This window comes from Granulicella sp. L46, assembly GCF_009765785.1.
In the GTDB taxonomy this organism is placed as follows: domain Bacteria; phylum Acidobacteriota; class Terriglobia; order Terriglobales; family Acidobacteriaceae; genus Granulicella.
Genome location: NZ_LMUT01000025.1, coordinates 313,744 through 330,974 on the forward strand (window position 1 = coordinate 313,744; position 17,231 = coordinate 330,974).

13 protein-coding genes are annotated in these 17,231 nt (G+C 54.1%); 5 read left to right on the forward strand and 8 right to left on the reverse strand.

Going from position 1 to position 17,231, the window contains the following annotated elements; all coding sequences use genetic code 11:
* Positions 1 to 28: 28 nt before the first annotated feature.
* Positions 29 to 625, reverse strand: coding sequence for a serine O-acetyltransferase (locus GSQ80_RS21330; RefSeq protein ID WP_158789666.1), 597 nt, complete (start codon positions 623 to 625; stop codon positions 29 to 31).
* Between the two features lie 199 nt (positions 626 to 824).
* The gene (locus tag GSQ80_RS21335) at positions 825 to 1,994 is read right to left on the reverse strand and encodes a glycosyltransferase family 4 protein (protein WP_158789667.1); all 1,170 of its coding nucleotides are present in this window, start codon (positions 1,992 to 1,994) and stop codon (positions 825 to 827) included.
* A gap of 178 nt (positions 1,995 to 2,172) precedes the next feature.
* Between GSQ80_RS21335 and GSQ80_RS21340 the strand changes: the two genes are divergently transcribed.
* The 3 genes from GSQ80_RS21340 (at position 2,173) to GSQ80_RS21350 (ending at position 6,399) form a co-directional block, all read left to right on the forward strand.
* The gene (locus GSQ80_RS21340) at positions 2,173 to 3,027 is read left to right on the forward strand and encodes a hypothetical protein (protein ID WP_158789668.1); all 855 of its coding nucleotides are present in this window, start codon (positions 2,173 to 2,175) and stop codon (positions 3,025 to 3,027) included.
* A 485-nt stretch (positions 3,028 to 3,512) separates the two neighbouring features.
* Complete coding sequence (locus GSQ80_RS21345) at positions 3,513 to 4,403, forward strand: glycosyltransferase family 2 protein (RefSeq protein WP_158789669.1); 891 nt, start codon at positions 3,513 to 3,515, stop codon at positions 4,401 to 4,403.
* A 343-nt stretch (positions 4,404 to 4,746) separates the two neighbouring features.
* Positions 4,747 to 6,399, forward strand: coding sequence for a hypothetical protein (locus GSQ80_RS21350; protein ID WP_158789670.1), 1,653 nt, complete (start codon positions 4,747 to 4,749; stop codon positions 6,397 to 6,399).
* A gap of 227 nt (positions 6,400 to 6,626) precedes the next feature.
* Here GSQ80_RS21350 and GSQ80_RS21355 read toward each other — a convergent pair whose 3' ends face one another.
* From GSQ80_RS21355 to GSQ80_RS21365, 3 genes are read right to left on the reverse strand one after another with little or no spacing between them, the layout of a single operon-like run.
* A complete protein-coding gene (locus GSQ80_RS21355) occupies positions 6,627 to 7,832 on the reverse strand; it encodes a glycosyltransferase family 4 protein (RefSeq protein WP_158789671.1) in 1,206 nt (401 codons plus the stop codon).
* Positions 7,829 to 8,995: a GT4 family glycosyltransferase PelF gene (gene pelF, locus GSQ80_RS21360; protein WP_158789672.1), complete on the reverse strand. Its 1,167-nt coding sequence runs from the start codon at positions 8,993 to 8,995 to the stop codon at positions 7,829 to 7,831. Before pelF ends, GSQ80_RS21355 begins: the two co-directional genes overlap by 4 nt.
* Complete coding sequence (locus GSQ80_RS21365; RefSeq protein WP_158789673.1) at positions 8,992 to 9,792, reverse strand: polysaccharide deacetylase family protein; 801 nt, start codon at positions 9,790 to 9,792, stop codon at positions 8,992 to 8,994. The genes pelF and GSQ80_RS21365 overlap by 4 nt, the downstream gene beginning before the upstream one ends.
* Before the next feature lie 525 nt (positions 9,793 to 10,317).
* Between GSQ80_RS21365 and GSQ80_RS21370 the strand changes: the two genes are divergently transcribed.
* A complete protein-coding gene (locus GSQ80_RS21370) occupies positions 10,318 to 11,088 on the forward strand; it encodes a glycosyltransferase family 2 protein (protein WP_158789674.1) in 771 nt (256 codons plus the stop codon).
* A 218-nt stretch (positions 11,089 to 11,306) separates the two neighbouring features.
* On the opposite strand, the gene GSQ80_RS21375 is transcribed toward GSQ80_RS21370, so the two are convergent.
* Together GSQ80_RS21375 and GSQ80_RS21380 are read right to left on the reverse strand one after the other, a co-directional pair.
* Positions 11,307 to 13,025 (reverse strand): glycosyltransferase family 39 protein, encoded by a 1,719-nt coding sequence (locus tag GSQ80_RS21375; RefSeq protein ID WP_158789675.1) that lies wholly within the window; start codon positions 13,023 to 13,025, stop codon positions 11,307 to 11,309.
* Between the two features lie 74 nt (positions 13,026 to 13,099).
* Entirely contained in the window at positions 13,100 to 14,629 is a 1,530-nt protein-coding gene (locus tag GSQ80_RS21380; RefSeq protein WP_158789676.1) for a lipopolysaccharide biosynthesis protein, read from the reverse strand.
* Positions 14,630 to 15,090: 461 nt separating this feature from the next.
* On the opposite strand from GSQ80_RS21380, the gene GSQ80_RS21385 reads away from it, so the two are divergent.
* Complete coding sequence (locus GSQ80_RS21385; protein WP_158789677.1) at positions 15,091 to 16,416, forward strand: O-antigen ligase; 1,326 nt, start codon at positions 15,091 to 15,093, stop codon at positions 16,414 to 16,416.
* A 337-nt stretch (positions 16,417 to 16,753) separates the two neighbouring features.
* Here GSQ80_RS21385 and GSQ80_RS21390 read toward each other — a convergent pair.
* The coding region (locus GSQ80_RS21390; RefSeq protein ID WP_216850509.1) for a TfoX/Sxy family protein at positions 16,754 to 17,231 on the reverse strand (478 nt) is incomplete at its 5' end.

Consider the following 17,231-nt stretch of genomic DNA (forward strand, 5'->3'; position numbering starts at 1 on the left):
GTCCGACAACGCTTGCCGAACCTCCTGCCTATCCACGTTGCTCTCCATCGATAACTTCAGCCTCTTGCGACTTCTCCGGTTCCGTCGAGGTTGACTGCGGCACCTTAGCGCGCATGACGATCCGCCCTGGAACTCCCATCACTGTCGCTCCCGCTGGTACGTTATTTATTACCAGGGTATTGGCCGCAATCTTTGCTCCGTTACCGATCTTGATCTTACCCGCGAGCGTAGCTCTTGCCCCGATGTATACATCATCGCCCACAACTGGGACACCCTGCCGCCCCATCGCCGAAGCCCCTATCGTCACGCCGTGCGCTAGATCGCAGTTTCGTCCCAGTACCGCTCCTGGATTAATGTGCACGCCTCCAGTATGCCCGATGTACAGGCCGCCTCCGATGGTCGCCTGCGGATCTATGTCCATTTCCAGGATCACCACACATGACTTCGTAAGCACAAACGAAATCAGCTTCAACGGGATTCGGACCAGGGGCATTGGCTTATCTACATATAGCCAATGGCTGAACCGATAGGACGCGATAGCCCATATGGCCGGGTTGAGCCACAGATCTTTGCTGCGGTACCCGCGTGCCAGATAGCGTGACAAATCTTCATTAAACTTGCTCATCTAGAAGTCTCGGACGTCATTCCTAATCCTACAACGGGTATTTTGGGATCTGTGCCGCGCGAGAATCGTAGCAAACGCTAGTGGGCACAATTGTTCAAAACGCAAAGTGTCTCTCAAATAATTATCGAAATCTTGGGCCCTGGACCAGCAGATCGATTTGTAATTGGAAGTGTGCCGACGGTACGACGCAAGGTGCCGGCTACCTTCCGGACAGTAGGGCTCCATAAGCGCTGGCAATGTGCTTCATCATCGTTTCTGTCGTGAATCTGTCCGTTGCCAGGTTCTTTCCCGCTGCGCCCATTGCTTTTGCCAGGGTAGGCTCGGAGAGCAACCTCACGATGGCGTTCGCAAGCGCAGTAGGATCCTCTGATGGGACAATCAATCCGGTGGTTCCGTCTTGCACGGCTTCTGCGTTTCCACCGACGTCGGTAGCAACAACCGGGAGGGATGCGGCCATAGCCTCGACGAGGGCATTGGAGAAGCCTTCGCTGCGCGAGGGAAGGACAAAGATGTCAGCCGTCGCAAGATGCTCTCGCAGATCTGCTATGCCGCCCTCGAAGCTGAAGCGGTCAGAAAGGCTCAAGTCCCGAACAAGAGTTTGCAATTCCGCGAAATAGGCTGGATCCAGCACATCGCCCGCAATGCTGAACGAGACGTTGGGGAACTGCGACGTGATGGCCGCGGCCGCCTTGATGAATATGTCGTGTCCCTTTACCCTGCGGATATTCCCAACGGTCGTGACGAGGACTTTGCCTGGCGCCCTGGCGGGTCTGGAGGTCGTATCCCAATCGGAAAGATCCAAGCCGTTATAAATCGTCTGGACGCGAGCGGGGCCGATTCGATCCACCTCGATGCAATGTCGGCGGACTTGTTCCGAGACGGCAAAAACCGCGTCAGGGGCACCGGCCATCAGCCGATAAGCAAGGTTGTGCTTGCGTGCCCGAAGAATTCCCATGTCTCTGCGGGACCATACAAGCTTCGCTTTTGACATGGTCTTGGTGACCAAGCCTGCCCAGAGATCGGAACTCTCAAAGAAGGTGTTCACAATCTGGACGTTCTGTTCTTTGAGGAATTGTCTCAAATCCAACGCAGCTCGAAGCGCCGTTAGATCGTAGGTGCGCTGGATCGGCAGCAGGTAGATGGGGCAAGGCGGCGACTTCAGTTCGGCGATCGTAGGATCAATCGAAAGTGTCAGGATGGACGCGCGATATCCATAGAATGGCAAAAGAGCCCCAAGCCTCAGAATGATGCGTTCTGCTCCCCCCAGAGTCTTCGAAAACTGGTCCACCACCAACAGAACGTGAGGTAAATTGCCATTCGCCGCATTTGCTGCAGGCAGCTCTGAAGATCCGGCTGCGATCTCAATCATTTGCCAACCTCTAGTCGACAGCATTGCGGAAAGATAATTTCAAGGATACTACGTACCCACGGTAACCCCATGCCGGTTGATGAACCCATCGCCGCTTACGAGTAGCTACAATGCCAATTGACACGACTGTCTCAGAAGTCTGGGTTCTGAAAAGGCAACACTGTGAGGACGAAACAGGATGACTAAGCAAGAAGCGGCGATGGACGCGACTCAGGCGGGAAAGGGGAACTGGGCGCGCTTTAACTTTCCGATGGAGAAGGTAGAGGAAGCGGCTACGGAGTGGCGTCAGGCTTTGAATGGGGTCGCCCGTCCGTGGCTATGTTGGAATGTGAGCGACCGCTGGTGCAGGGTCCAACAAAGGCTCATTCAGGAGGTCGGCTGGACACCAGTAATCGGTTTTGATCCGCGCTGCGGACCACCCACGGTATTGCCAGGTTCGATCATGATCGACTTCAACTCTCATTTTGGATTTGATGTCATGTGGCCGCACTTCCCACTTGAATTTGCGTTCCTGTTCGCGGACCGGCTCGCATTTTGGCATGCCGATTTGTTGTGCACGCTTGACACGATGAAAATATTGCGAGACAAGTTCGAAACCTTGCCCGATGGCGCCACGGCAGCAGTCCCCAACTGGGGTGGGCGCCGCAACTTACTTAGGTTTCGTCACCATCGTTATTGGGAATTGGTGGGTTGCACGACCAAGGGGGCAGGCAGGGATCAGTTCGAGCACGGTTGCGGTTGGTGGCGGTACTTCAAAGATCACCCTCAGTGCCTCGACGAAAAAGAGCGCCATCGACGCTCAAAATACTACTACGATTCCGGAGTTGGCATCATGTACTGGAAACGGCATTATGGGGGACACGTCGAAGACATTCCCGAGAAATTAGTTGCGGCAGGACACTGCACCTCGATCAACAGAAAGTCTTATCGTCAAGTCGACCCTGCCGGCGCACGCAATCTGGGGGCAGAAATAGACCTGAACTTTGACATTGAGGAGGTTGCCGCCAGGCTGGGAATTGCCCACTTGCTCTAGTCTGCTTTTGCGATCGGAAGAGTTCCCAGTGCCCAAGGCGAGGGGGACATCAGCTTTTCGAAGACCAGCAGATTATCGTCATTACGATTACAGGGACTTGGTAATGACAATCAGTGGGCTCGCAGCAATGTGTTCGGCTGAAGCTCATCGCTGCGAAACATAAGGTTAGCAAGTCCGCGACTTGCGCACGTGAATACCCTGCATTCCGCACCCATGGACCAAAGTTGGCTCTGTCGAGTATTCACCCAATCTCTGGAAAGCCAATTTTGGCGTGCGGCATCAGCCCAGCGTTCCGTATCTCCGCGGCGGCGAACTGGGGCTCGGCGTGGATCGCTGAGTTACCCGGACCCCAAAAGGCAGTAATCTATTCAATAAAGTAATTTTGCTTCGAATTGCCATGCCTGCGCGATGAGATTGTTCCCTGCTTTCGTCATCGGTCAGGCAATTCGCATAGAACTTGTCTTAGCAGCGAAATTGAGGATCGCATGGTACGTTCTTTGCTGAAAGATGTCTTTGTCGGTGAGTCGTTGCTTACCCGCGCAGCCGTGCGTTTGATAGCTCGTCCAGGCCCGATCGCCATGCTGCTGTTGGTGCGGGATGAAGCCGACATCATCGAATCCAATATCAACTTTCATCGGCATTTCGGGATCGAACGTTTTGTCGTTACCGACAATGGATCGACCGACGGCACGCGGGATATTCTGGCCAAGTTCGAGAGGCAGTTACCTAATTTCATTGTGATTGATAATCCCGAGGCCGCTTTCATGCAGAGCGAATTGGTGAACCGGATGATCCGGGTAGCTAAACAAAAGTTCCGTCCCCGTTGGATTATCTCGGCGGATGCGGATGAATTCTGGTATCCAGTTAGCGGGCATTATCACACTGAATTGGATGGGCGCAAAAACATTCTGAAATGTAGCTGGCACAACTTTTTGCCCCGCTCGGGAGTGGAGTGGCAGAAATTTGACGATATCGGCGATACGCCCTGGTATCACGGCGGCATGAGCAAGCTATTCTGTCTGGCTCCGGGTCTCCACGGAATGTATACCGGTAACCATAGCTCGCGCTCTATACCGCGCATCATTGCTTCGTCGAATAACATTCGCGTCTATCACTATCCATTGCGTAGTTATGAACAGTTCGAGCGCAAGATCGTGCGTGGTTATCGCGCACTGGTCAACTCACCAAATCTTTCAACGGATGTAGCGTGGCACTGGAGAGAAGCTCATCAAGCTTGGGAAGAGGGCCGACTGCGAACAGTCTATGAGGAACTCGGATCGCGTCCTGGTGCAGAGAAGGACCCGACGATGGCCGATCTCTTGGAGAGCGTTGCACTGCGAAACGCAGAGCCAGCCGAGTTTGAGATGGAGCGGTAAGGAAGCCTCGTGAATCTCCACGCACCGGAATTCCGATTAGACGCTGGATGTTGGCGGCCTAATTCTCTGAAATTACGTCCACAGGGAGAACTCGGTTCAGCCAACGGAAAGGCATAACGACAAAGTACCCGCAGAATCGACCGCGCATCTGAACAAAGTTGATTGTAAAAATTGACGACGAGGGCGGAAATCGATCCGCTAAAGTAACGTAACTCAATAATTGCCATGACTTCAGCGTGTGCCTTGGGTGTAACGCCAGCCTCTCGGATTGATCGACTGTTATACTTAGCGGGCAAAACCGAAGCAACTCGCGTGGCAGAATGACAAAAGATATAGGAGAGGTATGTTACGCATCGGTGTGATGCTGGATTCGCTGACAACTAGTGCGTGGGTCGCCAAAATCATCGAGGATATTCAAGCCTCAGAGTTTGCCGATGTTTCGGTTGTCATTCTGAATACGCCCGCGGTGAAGCAGAAGCCTTCGCTGCAAAAGTGGGTAATAGACCATTGGAATCTGGCTCTCTATCATCATTACGCGCGATGGGACTACCAGAAGTACAAAACTGATCCAGACGCAAAAGCGCCGCGTGATTTGTCAATGATCCTTAGCGAATCCCAGTGCATCGAAGTAAATCCCGTTCGCAAGGGCCCCGCAGATTTGTTCGATGAGGACGATCTCGTTCAGATACGTGCTGCGAATCTCGATGTCGTCCTTCGGTTTGGATTTCGTATTCTTCGAGGCGAAATTCTGAACGTAGCAAGGTATGGTACTTGGTCTTTTCATCATGATGATAATCTTGCGTACAGGGGGCGGCCACCGCTCTTTTGGGAAATATACGAGGAGAACCCTGTTTCCGGCTCTGTCCTGCAGATTCTGAACGAGTCTCTTGATGGCGGCCATGTTATTTACCGGAGCTATTCCGCGACAGATTTTACCTCGCTTTATCGAAACAGAAATCCTATCTATTGGAAGACCGCAGAATTTGCCTTGCGTAGGCTACGCGACCTTGATTCGCGGGGGTGGAGTTACATTGAGTCCCTGGCGACCTATACCGAAAAGGATGACTATGATCGAAGCATTTACAGGATTCCAAATACGTTTCAGATGATGCTGTTTCTGTGGCGTCTTGTACTGGAGTCTTTTCGCAACAATATATCCTCACGTCTGACCAGACGCTTTGAACAATGGTTTGTGGCGATCCGGAAACGGTCGCCGAATCGCGGTTTCGACAATGCCTTGGAGTACCATATTGTTCATCCACCGATGGACAGGTTCTACGCTGATCCATTTCTATTCGTGAGAGATGGAAAAACCTATCTATTTTTTGAAGATTATAGGTACAGTGAATCGCGAGCTCTTATTTCCTGTGCGGAAGTAAGTTCGGAAGGCACGCTTATGGAGCCGGTGGAGGTTTTGCGCCGTCCTTACCATCTCTCCTATCCGTTTTTAGTCGAGCACGAGGGAATTATTTATATGATCCCTGAGTCCAGACAAAATGGGACGGTGGAGTTATATCGTGCAGATACTTTTCCAACTTGCTGGTCGCTTGCAGCGGTCTTGCTAAGGGATGTTGGCGCGGTTGACGCTACTATCCATCGGGCAGACGGGAAGTTCTGGATGTTTGCGGGGTTGTCCAACGGCAGGTACTCGAGTTGCGACGAGCTTGGATTGTTTTATGCAGACTCATTGTTCGGCCCCTGGACGCCACATCGCAATAATCCAGTTGTATCGGATGTGCGAAGAGCCCGACCTGCTGGAGCGTTGTTTTATCAAGATGGCAAATTAATCCGGCCGTCCCAAGACTGCTCGAAAGCATATGGCTATGCTCTGTGTTTCTCAGAAGTAACTGTTATGAACGAAATGGAATATAGCGAGATTCCTGTGGGACGGATCGATCCGGAGTGGACTAGTAATAACCTGGGGACCCATACCTACTCCAGGACCGATGATTTTGAAATTATTGACGGCAAATCGATGATAAAAGGTAAGCCCTAAAATGCCCCATAGCTGTCGATGCCGTATGGGGCGGTTGCGATGACTGCACGGTTATCCAGTGAGTTTTGCTAGTGCTACTTTGATCGTGAATGCTCGGTTGATGATGATGCGGTTCCGGTTGAAGGATTATTAACACCCGAACTCTTAAAAACTAAGACAACTTGAGGGACAATCTACTGAAGCTCGCAGCGGGCCCTTCTGGGAAGACCCTAGAGGCCTTCTGGCGATCAAGAGGAAGAGGCGGACGAGAGGGGAAACAATGCGCTTTCATAGACCTGTGCTGTTTTCGTCGCAATCGAAATCCAGGATTGATCGCCGAAATCCATCGCACGCACCCTACCGGCGAAAAGTTCCCGCAGCGCCGCATCTTGAGCCAATTTGATTAGTGCACCAGCTAGGTCTTCGGATTTCTGCGGATCGACGAGTAACGCGTTTTCCCGGTCCGTCAGCAACTCGCGAAACACGGGCAGATCGCTGGCCACGATTGCCTTTCCCAAGGCTAGCCCCGTAGCCAGCGCTCCGCTGGTTGTAATCGCGCGATAGGGATACACGACAATATCCGCAGCTCGATACAGCGCCACAAGCTCGCGGGTGGAAATGAAGCGAAGTTGCAGCTCCACGCGCTTCAGCTCTAGGACCTTCACCTGATCACGAATCTGCTCCAGCAGTTCGGGCGCTCCAGTACCAACAATCGCTAGCCGGCAATCACCGTCGTGAGCTTCGACCTCCTTCCACGCGCGCAGCAGAAGGTCGACCCCTTTATAGGGGGAGATGATCCCTTGCCACAGTACCTGCACACCGTGCGGTTCCACCTCGAGGCTCGGCGACGTTTGCCCAGGACGGGCTGCAGGCAGATCGTAAAAGAACGGTCCGTGCGGAATAACCGAAATTTTGTTCTCAGGCACAGAAAATTCTGTCCCTAGCAGCGTCCGGATGTGTTCCGAGTGGCAGATAATTCGATCAACCTGTTGATATAGCTGAAGAAACGTTGGCTTGTAGGTCTCGCCCGTATTGTGAGGGAGTACATCGTGAACTGTCAGCACAATTCTCGAGCCCCGGTTGCGACAAAACTTAAGGAACCAAAGATCGAGTGGCAGATGCCATTTCAGCATGGGCAGAAATTGGACATGAATTACGTCCGGTGGAGAGATCAGGAAGCGCACGGTCAGCGCGGACAGGTTCACGAGCGCCTCCATCAGCTTCAGCGCTCTGCGCGGCAGTGGGGGTAGGGGATACTTTCCCACTATATTCAGTAGCCCGGGGTCGACTTTGATTCCTCGACTCGAAAAGCAATCTAGATCGAGGTAGTAGGTGATCGACCCCACCAATACATCGACGCCTTCTGCAAGGAGAGCCCTCGAGAGATACGCCGTGTAGTACGGCACGGTTGCCCACAAGTCCATCATGAAAACACGTAGTCGCCGTTCGCTCACTTGGAGTTTCCTCGGGGATCAACCGATGACTTCCACCAACGTGTTCGACTCTTCGCCGCTTTTACAGTTGCCGCTTCATACACGTTTAGATAATCAGCCGTCATCCGCTGCGCAGAGAATTGTTCTTCCACCAATTTCCTTGCCGCCGAGCCAAGCCGTTCCCGTTGCGAGTCATCTTGCAGCAGCTCGATGATTTTAGTTGCAAGTAATTCCGGGTCTTCTGCACGCACCAGCACTCCAGTGTGACCATCGAAAATGACTGTCGGTACCGCACCAACGGGTGTTGCGATCAAAGGCAGGCGGCTGGCCATTCCCTCCAAAATGGCTATCGGCAAACCCTCTCGTCGCGAGGAAGACACCATCACATCCAGCGAAGCATAGACTGCAGGCATATCGTCACGGCGGCCAAGCATACGCACACTGCCTCGAATGCCGAGTTCGTCGATCAGGGCTTCCAAATTGGCGCGATCAGGCCCATCTCCAACCACCACGAACTTTGCGTCCGGCAGTTGATTCAAGACGCGAGCCGCAGCGGTCAGAAAGATATCGACGCCCTTCTCCGACGAAAGGCGTCCCACCAACCCAACCAGTGAATGGTCGTTCAAGCCCAACTCAGCTTTCACGACAGCTGATGCGCGATCGAAGGCTCGCAGATCAATTCCATTCTGGATCATGCTGATCTTGTCCGCGCGGACGCCCGCTCCGAGAAGATCTTGGCGCACGCCTTCCGACACGGCCACGATATTTCCATAGCTGCGCAGAACGAATCGGTCCACGATTCCGAAGAAACGGTCTTTGGGGTCGTGGTTGTACCAGGTGTGGCACGTCGACACCAGCGGAAGGTTAGATCCTCGTAGCGCGAAATAGACGTACAGGTCTGCTTTGTAGCCATGGGCATGGACCACGTCGGCGCCCGTCTGGGCTGCCAACTCCCGAATACGACGAATAGCCGTCCGGTCAAGTCTCCCTGTGCATGGGATCAGGTGCGACTCGATGCCCTCCCTGGTGGCGCTTTCATGGAGTTGCAGATTTGGGTTTGAAGAGTTCAGGAACACTCCCAACGTGCTGCGATGCGGTCCGTCGTTAAGGGTGCGGGACATGTTGAGAATTACCGCCTCTGCGCCATACATTCCGCCGCTACTGATGATGTGCAGAACTCTCATGCGGCGGTTTCCCCACCGTCACGTGTGCCCGGCTCTTTTCTATTTAGTACCGCCCAGAATTTTTCATATAACCGGTCTCCCAGCAGTTTCTTCGCGGTCGCCTTCACTCGATACTGGCGTTCCAGGCCTGACAACACGCGGCTCCCAGGTTCAAACACACTCTGAATCCAGTCCAAGGTCATATCCCCGCGGATATTTAGCCGGCCAACCATATATTGATCGAGAGCTTGCTCGGCGCTGGGTTCAGATGTATAGATCTTTGAATATCCCGCCTCTCGACAAGCCGCAAGAACTCGCTGGTTGTAGCGGCCACCCGGTAACGACATCGTCGTAATCGAGTCTCCAAGCTTATCCTCCAGCAGCAGCCGCGCCCCGCTGAGCTCTCTATCCAATTCTTTTTTTGTACAGTGAGTAAGAAGAGTGTGCGACCATCCGTGTGCACCAATCAGCTGACCAGACGCGTGTAGGGATCGCAACTCCGGCCAGTCCATGTAGCCTGCTCTCTTTCCTGTCCAACCCGCGGTAATAAAAAAGCGGGCAATCAGGCTTCGCGGCTGTAAAACAGGTAGCGCAACCTCGAAATTTGAAATGTCCCCATCATCGAACGTCACCTCCGGCCACAAGTCAAGTCTCTGAGCCTTCCGCATCTGAACAAAAAGGTCAATGTGCCGCTCAAACTGCTCGCGCTCGATTGAATAGGAGTACTCTTTTCGGCCTAGCGTCACCTCGTGATAAAGAAGATGAAGTCTGCGCAGCGGTTGGCGCGCCAGTGCCTCGGGAGTCGATTCATCTTGCACGATTCAGTTTCCCCTCAGAGCGATAGACTGTTTATCGCAAGCGTAGTCTACCAGTCCGACTTCGACAAACTGGCAGCAGGCGCGCTTGCATATTTGCTCACAAACGACAGTTCACCGGATTACTCGACGGCTTCGTACCCGGCCGCCCATCCTTAGAGAACTGTGCTGGGTGAAGTTCAGCAATCCCTGTTCGCGGGTCACACCTTCAAACTTTCTTGCCTTCCGAACAGCAAGGATCGAGCCGCTGCTCAACGGCTTCGCAGGACCTGGTGTGGCGCTGTTCTGGGATGATTGCATGTGCGCATCCTGCGGGCTATATTTCAACTCGGAGGAGCGGACAGGAAGAATTGCCTTGCGCTGCTGATATTCTGGAAGGCACTTACTCCCACTTCTATCCGGGGTAGCTTTCGTCACCACAGCGATGCGCGATATGCCTCTGTCTATTGCGTCGTCGACAGGGCCACATCGCCCTAAATGCACGCGGTCACATCGCTCGGTTTAGTGTGTCCGCGGAAAGGTTGCAACATGCCATTGGTTTCGATCATCACTCCCGTCTATAACGCTGCGCGCTGGTTGCCGGAAACCTTCGCAACGGTTCGCGCGCAAACGTTCACAGATTGGGAGCAGATTCTCGTAGATGACGGTTCCACCGATAATTCGCTTGCTCTCGTCGAGGCTGCGGCAAAGGAGGATCCACGCTTTCGCTCCTTGCGGACGCCCCATAACGAAGGCCCGTCCGCTGCCCGCAATCTCGCGCTCAGCGCCGCTAACGGACGCTTTGTCGCCTTTCTTGACGCCGACGACCTTTGGCATCCCGAAAAGCTCGCTCGCGCAGTGGATTGGATGATGACGCACGGCTACGGCTTTATCTATCACGACTACCGGCACATCTCCCACGACGGGGCACTTGTTGGTGCTCTGATCACCGGACCGGAGGTGCTGGACATGCGCGCGCTGCATACTCGCCGTGGCACGGGCGGCTGCCTCAGCATGGTTATCGATCGCGATCGGGTGCCGGACTTCCACTTTCCGCACCGCTATCGCTATACGCACGAGGATTTCTGTGGCTGGCTAAGCATCATCCAGCAGGGCGAAAACGGTCATCGGCTTCCGTTCGACCTGGGCCGTTACCGGCTGTCTGCGCACAGCCGTTCGTCCAATAAGCTGAGAGCTGTGACAGACACATGGAAGATATATCGGGAGTACTCCAAACTCTCACTGGTGCGTGCGGCGTTTTGGTGGACGCAATATATCTGGAATTCCTTCTGGCTTTATCGATATGCACGCCCTCGCTGAGCCGGATTTGCATTTTCACCGGCAGTCCTTTTTCCTCGGGATCAGACTGCGCATAAGGCAAGTCTTGATTGGTTTGACCTAACTCGCGAGGCGTTCATGAGACAGCCCAACTCCGGATTTATTCCTTGGAGTTTCACTCGCTGCTATGAGCACTGGCAGAGGAAATCTGGCGGGATTAGCCCGCAATCCTATCAGCCGCGATGCTAAGCGAGCGGAGTTCAGGACTTTGAGGGTGGTGTGTATTTGACCACGTAGAGCGTGCCGGGCGCGGAGTAGGGCCAGCTAGAGTAGTGCACCGGAGCGAAGGGAGCGGTGCCATAGCAGGCGTTGGGATCGAAGGAAACGCCGTAGAGAGGATGGATGTGAGGAGTTTCATCGAAGGAGAACATGGGACAAGTGCCTGCTGGAAGCGGAGGTGTGGGAACATAGGTGTGGGCGGGTATTTCGATCCTCTCATCGTTTAGGAACCCGGCATGCTCGATTTCGACCCCGAAGTTGTACTCCCAGCCGTTATCGACGGCGGTGTCGGGAATCCCGGAGGCACGGATCTCGGCGGCCATCACCACGCGCGCACGGTAGAGCGCAAACATATTGTGGGTAATCATCACACCGTAGATCGCCATAATTCCGACCAGAAAGGTACAGTAGAGCGGAAGCCGCGGGTTGATTCGCTCCTCGTAATAGCGGACCAGACATAGCAGCGCAATGACCAGCAGCGCCAGTGCGTAGCGATCGTAGAGCCAGCCAGTTGCTCTGGGGAATAGAAGAAGAACGTAAGCTGTAGCGAACGGCACGAGAACGATGCGAAGTTGCTTCCATGAACTCCCGTGGGAAGGGCCTGCAACAGGTGGTGCTCGTCTGGTGTGAAGCCACGACGCGATCAGGCCGAATAGTCCGCCAATCGAAGCGACCGTCAGCAATACCCGGATGGTGGTGTGGAGAAAGATGGGAGGAGTGCCCTGAAGGAACATTCCTCCCGCGACGCCATGCACACCGATCCAGCTTTCGACAGTCGGTTCCAGTAGGAAGCCAGGATGGGAGTGCCAGAAATGGATCACCAGCAGGATATAGCTGAGAGAAACGGTAGAAATCGCCACTCTGAAATTACGGCTGCTTCTCCGAATTCCGGGGAGGAACAAAGCGATGATGGGAAGCAGTAAGAATGGAACATCCAGATAGAAGTGGATGAGTTCCGAGAGCGTGCGACCGATAGGGAAGGTGGTGGGAAGTAGGTGCTCGGGTTTGGCGTAGGGTTGGTGCTTGATCCATTGCATGCAGACGGGAATGAAAAGAATGCCTGCGAACGTAGCGGCGGTACCAGTGATCAAGACGCGGCGCTGGGCTCGGAGCAGCCAAAGCGTCGAGGGGACCATGACGAGAATGCCGAGCCACGCGATCTGACGGGCGGTTCCGCAGATAGCGTTGGTCGCGACTGCAAAGCAAAGCCAGCCGATTGCCGCGCTGGTGGTGGAGGCCTGCAAGGCGCGGAGGCATCCATAGAAGCAGATGACGACGGCAAAGAGACCGAAGATGTCGCTCATAAAGGTAACGGAGAGGGTGAGGTAAAGGGGAGAAAGGACGAGCGCCAATGTGCCAATCGTGGCGTTACGCTCGCTGATGCCTGCGCGGAAGAGTGTGCGCTGTAGGACGAAGGCCAGCACCGTAGCCACAAGCAGCGTGCTTATGCGGGCAGCGGTGTAGGTAAAGCCCAGGAGCTTGATGAAAGCCGCTCCGATATAAAGCTGCCAGCCGAGCATAGCCGTGGCCCAGCCGTTAAAGACGATGTGTCCGGTGTCGGAGAGGTGTCGCGCCATCAGGACATAAGGCCCGTCGTCGCCGACGCCCATGTTGGCGTACGGGAGAGCTATTAGCTCGCAGACGAGAACGGCAAGGGCGCAGAAGAGAGCTGGAGTACGGAGTCTGCGAACGAGTGGCAAATATTCCCCCTGGCATTCCATCGAACGACTTTAAATGCTCAAACGCAAGGTTCTGTCTTGACTTGCTACAGTCCTTAGACTGTAGCCTCTGCAAAGAAAAACGACCGGATCTTAGGCAAGATTTGGCTGCGAACGTACGTCCGATACATGAGACCGATTGTGAGGATGAAAATCGATAAGGTGCAGATTACTTGCAGGAAAAAAACAGGAAGACTACGGGCAGGCCAGAGGAGGCCCACCGCATAGGTGGCAATGATGAAGGGAACCGATGACAGGAACATCGGCGCCCATACTTTCCATACAACCTCAAAGTAATTGAGGCCCACGAGGTGGGAGATATATCGCGGCCAAAAGACCAAATTCACGATGACGCTGGGCACGAGGGTTCCAATGGCGACTCCGTAGATTCCGTACCAGTGAACAAGGATGATGCTGAGTGTCAGATTTGCGACGCCTTCACCCACTGCCCAGAATGATCCCATTTTGTGCTTCTCGATCCCGAAGGCAATCGCCCCTGCGGTTTTATTCGCATAGGAGAAGAAGAGAGGGATACAAAGAATGATCAGGACGATTCCCGATTGGTGTGAGTATTGGGGTCCCATCCAAAGGCCGATGAAACTCGGCCCCCGGAGAATCAGTGTGATCAGGATCGGCAGTGCGACCATCAGCATGGCGCGAGTACCGTTCTTGTAGAGCATTAGGAGTCGATCGTTGTTGCCGCCCGCTTCGTATGTGCTGGCCGCTGGAATGAAGGTATACGCCATCGAGTCAACTATCCTGCCAGCGTAAAAACACAGCGAATTCGCAATGCCATAGAAGGTCACGGCAGAAGCCGAGACAAAGGCACCCACTACAATATTGTCGGACTGATAGACCAGCTGAATCGCAATCATCGTAAGAAAAGCATAAGAACTATAGGTCCAAATCTGCCTGAGTGTCTCTTTCTTCGGTCTTCTCAGTTGGACCCGTAGTTGAGGGTAGAGTCGTTTGGCTATCGACACGCGGAGCACGCTGCCAACCACTGCTGCGATGAGTTCGGCGATGGCAATCGCGACTATGCCGTGCCCGGTGCGCAATACAGTTACAACGCCAGCTACTCGCACCGCCGTTTGGGCAAGAGTTATAAGATTCTGCAGATCGTAGCGATTCAGGGCGGAAATCACACCGCTAAATACCCCAAAGGAAAGGTTGATCGCCGTCGTCAGACCGATCAAAAGAATCGCTTTTTTGGCATCACCCGCGAGCGCCGGCGGGACCTTGAAAACCAGGGGAAATACTGCAGCAATTCCTATGCTCAGGAGGAGTGCCAGCAAGCTGATTTGTACCCGGATCCACAGTGCAGCAGACATCGCCTCCGAGGCGCCTTGATGATCCTTTTGTGTATGCCCCTTTGAAACGAACCTAAGGACCGAATCCTGGATCCCTAGGTCGAGGAGGCCAAGGTAGGCCACCGCCGAGATTGCCAGCAACCAGACTCCGTAGCCCACATTTCCGAGATGATGCAGGATGAATGGCGCGAGAAAGAAGCCTACCGCCATGGTGGCAATAGTTCCGACCCAGTTAAAAAGCACGTTTCTAGCGATGTGACGTACCCTCAACTCCAAGCCAAGACTCCTTCCTTCCGACGTTACTTCGTGGTATCAAGATGCGTCGCCGGAGTTCGACGATGGAATCAATCACTCGCGCGCGTAAGTGATGGTAACAGCCTCTTCACCCTGCAACGAGTGCTTTTCATCCGGAGCGGGCTGCGAACAGGAAACGCTTGAAATTTGGTAACTTCGGCTCCCTGCTTACGAGGACAAATACCCGCACCTTGCGTGCTAGAGTGATGCGAGGACTATTCTGGCCGATGGTTAGCTTGACTGAATATAGGATGCTGTCCGTCGGCTCGATGAGCCGGATTCGCCGGAACGAGCTCAAAAGAACGAGCAACAAAGGCGAAGGGTTGAAATTGTTTGGGCCTACGGTAGGTTGTCGCATCGGACGCAGTCTCAAGCAAGCCTTATAAGGCAGTTGTTCGCGAGCCTGTCAATCATTCTCCTGCGGACATCATGGAGGTTGCACGTTGCTGCACACCGGCATTGGACACTTTATACCGCTGGTTGCCTATATAGGCTTCTGGGTAATGTGCCTTGTCTCCCTCGGGGGGCGGCCGCTTTGGGGCCTCTATTACCTGATTCCATTTATCCCATACCGCACGATGCGGAACCACTTCAGCGCGTATCCTCTGGGTGGAAGTATGCTGACCATCCTTGTGGTTACCGTCATTCTTGCAGCTCTCATGCATGGCAAACGCCTCCCGAAATCAAAGCTTTACCTCGTCTGGTTCGTGTTTGGTGCCTACCTATATCTTTCAATGTGGATGGGCGCTGCGCTTGGCAATGCTCCTTACCCGATTTGGTCCCCACAGCTTAACTTCGTTGCGTGGAAAGCTTATATGCTCATTCCGCTTATCTTCCTGGCGACGTGCTTAGTCGTTGAGGACAGGAAAGCGGTCAGGACGGTCATTCTTATCACTGCGATTTCCCTTTTCTTTATAGATCGAAGTGTCATATTAGAGAACCTGACGAGGAGTTGGGGACATTTCGATGAAGACAAGCGGGACGTTGGCCCACTGGCCTATGGCTCAAACCAGACGGCAGCGTTTCTGGCCCAGTTCGCCATGTTCTTCTGGGGATTTCTGCAATTCATCAAACGGAAAAAGTTCAAACTGATGGGCTACACACTGGTGGCCGCGACATTGTTTGGCACGATGTACGAGTTTTCGCGCGGGGCGTATCTAGCAGTGTTGGTCAGCGTGCTCGTCCTTGGCATCATGAAGGATCGAAAACTTCTTGTGATTCTTGGGCTCTTTCTGTTTACATGGCAAGCCGTGGTTCCGGTGGCAGTGCGCCAACGAGTCATGATGACGCACGACTCCAGTGGGCAACTCGAAGCCTCTGCCCAGGAGCGGGTGGATCTCTGGTCGGATGCCGAAAAGTCGATCCTTGCCGATCCAATTTTCGGAAACGGCTTTGCCACCTATCAGTTTGGGCAGCATGTAGCCAACCTGGAAAACCCTCACAACTGGTATGTCCAGGTGTTGGTTGAGACGGGAGTTATTGGGCTGATCATCGCGTTGATCCTCGTTCAACAGATGTTTTCCTTAGCTTATCGCTTGTTCAAGCGTGCTCAGGATCCGCTGTACAAAGGTCTCGGGCTAGGACTTTTTATTGCGATGTGTTGTTGTGTCGTCTCCAACAGCTTCGGCGATAGATGGACTTATCTTGAGATTATGGGGTTGCTCTGGGTGCTGGTGGGCGCGGCCGTTCGCGCCGATCAGTTGAGGGGTGAAGAGGTGGTTCCAGAAGTGGCTCCCGTCGAAGCCGATGCGATGGCATGGATGTCGTAAATGGTGCATAGTTGGGGGTACCCCCCTCCCCCCCTCTAGTCATACTTCCCCATTAAGCGATTGAAAACAGGATGTTTAGCTGGCAAAGTATCCCCCCAACGGTCCTGGGACTTCGCCTCTAAGTCTTTCCATTCAAACGGGTTAGGTGGCAAAGTACCCCCCCCGATCGGGGAAATTATCTCCAAAGTATTCCATTCAGGCGGGTTAGGTGGCGGAGTACCCCGGGGAGTGGTGTCGCACGATGTCAGTAGGGCGTTTGGTTTTTGGTGCCTACTTCTATTGTAGTGAGTTGGCGGGGGTGATTATGCCGAGTTTTGGAAATATAAATCGCCAGTGTTTATAGGGGGTTAGGAGGTTTTGAGGGTGTTCGGGGGCTTGACACGTTCTGCGGTCCTGCGCGGACGGCGAAGGGTTCGCGGTGCGAGCTAGCGGCGGGACTTGGGGATTCTGCCGAGGCGGGGGTCGCGGCGAAGGAGTAGATCGCAGGCGTGGAGGGATTCGGTCTCGAAGGTCGGGCTGTCGGAGGGGATGAGGAGCCAGTGGTGAATTTTGTCGCCGAGGAGCTCGATGCGGCGGAGGGAGGGAAGTCGCGGCGGAGGGTGGGTTCGTGGGGGATAGTGGTTTCGGGGAGGACTAGCCAGAGGCCGTTGTCGCGGACCGAGGTGGCGTGTTCGCGGAGCATGAGGATGAGGAGGTTGCCGGAGTAGATTGCGAAGCCGGAGAACATGCGGCGGACTTCGGGGTCGAGGGGCGCGAGGGCGTCGAGGATGAAGGGGTAGGGCGGCTTCGACGCTGGCTTTGATGACTTGGCGGGG